The sequence below is a fragment of the Microcystis sp. M_OC_Ca_00000000_C217Col genome, assembly GCF_007095585.1.
Classification (GTDB): Bacteria; Cyanobacteriota; Cyanobacteriia; order Cyanobacteriales; family Microcystaceae; genus Microcystis; species Microcystis panniformis.
In genome coordinates, this window is sequence record NZ_SFBV01000048.1 from 1 (window position 1) to 2,867 (window position 2,867).

The following is a 2,867-nucleotide window of genomic DNA, read 5'->3' on the forward strand; positions in this document are numbered from 1 at the left end:
AAAGACCAGAGACAGCTACCGGCAATAAAGGCCGGGGAAATATTGATAGTGAAGGGCAGAAAGTCGATTACCATAAATGAGAGCCACAGAAGTGGTAAATTTGAGCGAGCGGCTTGATCAATCTTAACAAGTCTTGACCCTGGCACCAAAAAGTTGATAAGTAGTCGTGCAAAATTAATTTCCTAGTCGAGACAGGAGACTCCGAGACAGGAGACAGGAGACGGGAGACAGCTATTAGGGATCGGATTTGAGTTTTCAGTTCACTGTTTCCTCACACCAGAAGTCTGACGGAGTAGTGGCTTAGATGTGTAATTAATTTTGCTTAGGTACTTATCTCACCGCTGGGGCCGGACGGTGATTTCCAAACCTGACGATTTGGGTTTCTGCTTGCTGTCCTTTGCCTAGTTTCGCAGCTGCCTTAACAGATTTACCCCCTCTGGTCAACAGGTCGCCACCAGGACTGGGAAAATGGGGAAATAGGGAAATCCAACTCCAACCCCTTCCCCGTGATTTCTCTGTGTGCTGACATGGAGAGCTTTATTGTCAACTAATCTTACACAGTCCAAGGTGTGCCGCAATAGCGACTCTTGTTCTGGTGTTGGATAAAATCGGTAGCGATAGCTTTTCTATGTCTCACGTTCTGGCATATATCCTGTAAATGCGCTAGTATTTAACAGTAAATCCAACCTAGAACGGCGGGGTTTCAGACCCAATTTTTTTGATGAAAAGTTTTTTTAAGAAACCTTATCGGTTAGGAATTTTGATGCTTGTCTCGACAAGTTTAATGGCCTGTAGTGCCTTAAACTATAGCTCTTTTGCGGAACTCCTATCATCTTTCTCTCCCTCTCCCTCTCCTTCTCCCTCTCCTTCCCCTTTAGATGCGGCAACTTTACTTGTTTTAGAGAATAAAATCTATCAACAGGTAAATCGCTATCGTCAATCTCGTAATTTATCTCCCCTACTGTTAAATCGAGCAATTTCTCAACAGGCAAGATTACATAGCCAACGCATGGCTGCGGGTTTAGTTCCTTTTAGTCATCAAGATTTTGACAAAAGAGCGCAAACTATTGGCGTTTCGGTTCCCTATCAAGCGGTGGGGGAAAATCTGGCAGTTAATCAAGGTTATGATGACCCAGTAATGATGGCTGTGGATGGCTGGATTAAAAGTCAAGGTCATCGGGAAAATATGGAGGGAGATTTTGATAGTACTGGGATTGGAGTAGCGACGGATAATCAAGGGAAATTATACTTTACTCAAATATTTCTAAAACGTCAATCCGCTCCCGTTTCTACTAATCCTCTTAGCTACGATCTTATCGGGAATCAATCTTTTTTTATTACCCTCGAAGAGAATACTAATTATCAAGTTAATCGCTACCGAATTTCTCAAAATTTACCGCCCCTACGTCTCGATGCTCGCGTTAGTCATGAAGCTCGCTTATTTAGTCAAAAAATGGCCAATAAACAGGCTCCTTTTAGTCATGATGGTTTTGAGGGAAGAGTCAAGGCAGTACAAATGATGATCCCTTTAGAAAAAATGGGCGAAAATTTGGCTTTTATGAAGGGATATCCTGACCCCGTTAGCGTTGCCGTCAAGGGTTGGATTAATAGCCCCGGCCATCAAAAAAATATGGTTGGTGATTATAATCTCACGTTGACAAAATGACCATGATAATATTTAAATTTAATTATCAGTTTTTAACTATCAGCCTTTTCAGTTGTCAGTTATCAGATTTGAGTTTTCAGTGAACAGTCTTAAGTAAGGAGTATTAAATCGCATTAACAGTGCTGTCTTTTTACTGATAACTGATAACTGATAACTGATAACTGATAACTGATAACTGAAAAAAGCTCTCCTAACTCCTAACTATATGAACTTAGACAATTTTCAAGTGTGCGATCGAGATTTAAGTGATGACCTATTATCCCGTTATCTAGGGGTTAATTCGATCGCTGTAGATACAGAAACTATGGGATTAATCCCGGGGCGCGATCGACTGTGTTTAATTCAACTCTGTGATCCCAGTGGTTTTGTCACCGCTATTCGCGTTTTTAGGGGGCAAACAGAGGCTCCTAATCTCAAAAAGGTCATGGAGGATGAGCGGATAGAAAAAGTCTTTCATTTCGCCCGTTTTGATGTGGCTCAACTGTCCCATACTTTTGCCATTGCCACTCAACCGATTTTCTGCACCAAAATCGCCAGTAAACTCGCTCGGACTTATACCAGCAGTCACGGTTTAAAAAGTCTCGTGCAGGAATTGGAAGGCATAGAATTAGACAAAACCGCTCAAAGTTCTGATTGGGGAAATGCCGCTAATCTTACTCCAAAACAACTGAGTTATGCTGCTAACGATGTGCGCTATTTACTGTCAGTGCGAGATAAACTAATTGTGATGTTGCAAAGAGAAGAAAGATGGGAATTAGCCCAAAAATGCTTTAGTTGTATCCCCATTTTTACCGCTTTAGATTTACAGCAATACAAAGATATATTTGAGCATTAGCCAGCAAAAGTTACGGTCTATTTAATAAGTAAATAGAAGAGAGATTTTGTCTTTGATCCCCCCTTAATAAGGGGGGGGGATCTGACAATTTTTAACACCCACCTACTTAGTATGATTGACTCCCAATCGAACTTTAAAAACCCAGTTATGGATTGTTTCTCCCCACTTCCCCACTTCCCCACTTCCCACTTCCCACTTCCCACTTCCATCACTGATCACTGATCACTGAAAATAGTTCCTACTGCCCAAAGCTGCCAAGATCACAAAAAAGACCGCTATGATCGAAAATAGAAATCATCGTCATTGGTAGAGAATAGGTAAAAAATCTATGACATCTTATGCGGCCTCCTCTGCACGAGCCGAAAT

General features: G+C 41.5%; 2 protein-coding genes and 1 pseudogene. 2 read left to right on the forward strand and 1 reads right to left on the reverse strand.

Annotation, left to right across the window (positions count from 1 at the left end; translation table 11 throughout):
- Window positions 1–482: 482 nt before the first annotated feature.
- A pseudogene (locus EWV66_RS02710) lies at window positions 483–626 on the reverse strand (helix-turn-helix domain-containing protein); the annotation flags it as partial.
- A 95-nt stretch (window positions 627–721) separates the two neighbouring features.
- Here EWV66_RS02710 and EWV66_RS02715 point away from each other — a divergent pair.
- Together EWV66_RS02715 and EWV66_RS02720 are read left to right on the forward strand one after the other, a co-directional pair.
- On the forward strand, window positions 722–1,666 hold the full coding sequence (locus tag EWV66_RS02715; RefSeq protein WP_353734452.1) for a CAP domain-containing protein: 945 nt from the start codon (window positions 722–724) through the stop codon (window positions 1,664–1,666).
- A gap of 205 nt (window positions 1,667–1,871) precedes the next feature.
- Window positions 1,872–2,501 carry a ribonuclease D gene (locus EWV66_RS02720; protein ID WP_004159945.1) on the forward strand — a complete coding sequence of 210 codons (630 nt, stop codon included), beginning with the start codon at window positions 1,872–1,874 and terminating at the stop codon, window positions 2,499–2,501.
- Window positions 2,502–2,867 lie beyond the last annotated feature (366 nt).

What these genes read in the sequence shown, in the direction of transcription:
- EWV66_RS02715 (WP_353734452.1), top strand. Translation starts at nt 722, where the DNA reads ATGAAAAGTTTTTTTAAGAAACCTTATCGGTTAGGAATTTTGATGCTT.
- EWV66_RS02720 (WP_004159945.1), top strand. Translation starts at nt 1,872, where the DNA reads ATGAACTTAGACAATTTTCAAGTGTGCGATCGAGATTTAAGTGATGAC.